Below are 2,141 nucleotides of genomic sequence, written 5' to 3'. Positions count from 1 at the left end.
AATAACAAGCGCAACTATGAAATTTACAACCCGGTAACTGGACAGCGACTTTTATTGAGCGATCGCACTGCTAAATTGCTGGCTGTCAATGCCTATATGTTTTATCCACCTTTTCCGGAAAAAAAGATAGATTTGCTAACGCTGTTTCAGTATTCTCTGCGCGGTACAGGACGGGAAATTTTTAGTATTGTGGTGTTGGGAATTGCTGCGGCTTTAGCGGGTATGGTGGTTCCCCAAGCAACAGGTATCTTAATTGATACTGCCATTCCCGATGCCGATCGCGGGTTGTTGCTTCAACTCACTTTGGCCTTAGTAGCTGCTAGTTTTGGTGTAGCAGTTTTTCGACTGGCTCAAGGAGTTAACTTGAGCCGGTTTGGAATCTATTCCGTGTTCAGCTTACAGAGTGCCATGTGGGATCGGCTGCTCAAACTGCGACTTACTTTCTTCCGCCAGTATTCCTCTGGAGAGATGCTGTCCCGCGTTAATGCAATTAATCAAATTCGCGACAAATTGGGCGCTGATAAGTTAGATATCCTGTTCAGGAGTTTATTTTCCCTGCTCAATTTAGGACTGCTGTTTGTCTACAGTCCACCACTGGCATCTATTGCGGCTGTAATAGTCTTTCTCACTGTTATTGTCACAAGTATTGCCGGTTATTTCAAACGCCAGAAAACTGCTCGTCTGGAAGAACTCGAAGGTGAAATTGGTGGACTTACTATTCAGCTAGTCGGCGGAATTTCCAAATTACGAACTACAGGCGCGGAAGGACGAGCCTTTGCTTATTGGGCGAAGTATTATCAACAGCAACTGAAATTAATGCAGGATAACCAATGGATTGAAGATGCGATCGCTACTTTTAATCTTTTGCAGTCTAACCTAACCCTTATCCTGATTTTTTGGATGACTGCTAGCTTGCTGAATCAGGCACAAACAGATAGGATTACTACCGGAACCTTTCTAGCATTCAATGCCGCGTTTGCTATCTTTATTACAGGAGTAACAACTCTCAGCAACACGCTGATCGATATGTTAGAAATTGGGGTGTTGTGGGAACACGCCAAGCCGATCGCAGACGAATTGCCAGAGGTAGATTTAAATAAAGCCGATCCGGGGCGACTTTCGGGATATGTTAAGCTAGACCACGTTACCTTCCGCTATCGAGAAGATGGGCCATTAAATCTGGATGATGTGACCATCGAAGCCAAACCGGGTGAGTTTATTGCTTTTGTTGGTCCTTCTGGTAGCGGTAAATCTACCACTCTGCGGATGTTACTGGGTTTCGACGTTCCCGAACAGGGTACTGTCTACTACGACGGACAAGATTTATCGGGTTTAGATGTTGCTGCGGTGCGTCGTCAACTGGGTGTGGTGTTACAAAACGGGCGCATCAATAGCGAAAGCGTGTTTGAAAATATTAGCGGTGGTGCATTAATCGGTATGGAGGAAGCTTGGGATGCGGCGCGGATGGCAGGGTTTGCCGAAGATATTGAAAATATGCCGATGGGGATACACACGGTGATATCAGAGGGGGGTGCAAACTTATCTGGCGGACAGCGACAACGGTTACTGATTGCCCGTGCGTTGGTATTGAAACCGCGAATCATCTTTTTTGATGAAGCGACCAGTGCGTTAGATAATCGTACCCAAGCAATTGTGAGTGAGAGTTTGGATCGCCTGAAGGTGACGCGAATTGCGATCGCCCACCGTCTTAGTACCATTCGCAATGCCGATCGCATCTACGTGATTGAAGCCGGTCGTGTGGTTCAGCAAGGTACTTTTGAGGAGTTAGCTTCTCAGGAGGGTATGTTTGCCAAATTGATAGCGAAGCAGGGGAAAACCAAGAGATTCACTGCGGATAGCACGCAAGTTTAAGGAGAACCCCTGCCACTCTCCTACGTAATTTCTCGGAGGGCAAAGACTAACCAAGCGTGGCATACTTTTATAAGCCTCAAAAGTCATCTACCAAAAGAAAGATTTTATTTTATACTTAGAAGGGTGAGTTGGTTATAACTGACATCTTGCAGCAATATCAATAAGAGGATTTTTCGTGGGGTCGGGCGGGTCTATAGAACCTATTTGCAAGCTTTAAGGCTGTTGGCGAACCCGCCCCTACGGCTAATTGAGAATGGTGCAATATCTCA

General features: G+C 46.0%; 1 protein-coding gene. It reads left to right on the top strand.

The genetic code is table 11. The annotated features are described in order from the left end of the window. A partial coding sequence (locus QT990_RS35635) for an NHLP bacteriocin export ABC transporter permease/ATPase subunit (protein WP_333466402.1) occupies positions 1–1,872 on the top strand: 1,872 nt, incomplete at its 5' end. Between the last annotated feature and the right edge of the window lie 269 nt (positions 1,873–2,141).

Origin of the sequence: Microcoleus sp. T3_B1 (assembly GCF_036700445.1) — a bacterium.
In the GTDB taxonomy this organism is placed as follows: domain Bacteria; phylum Cyanobacteriota; class Cyanobacteriia; order Cyanobacteriales; family Microcoleaceae; genus Microcoleus.
Note: the sequence above shows the minus strand (reverse complement) of the source record. Positions and strands in the feature narration are given on the sequence as shown.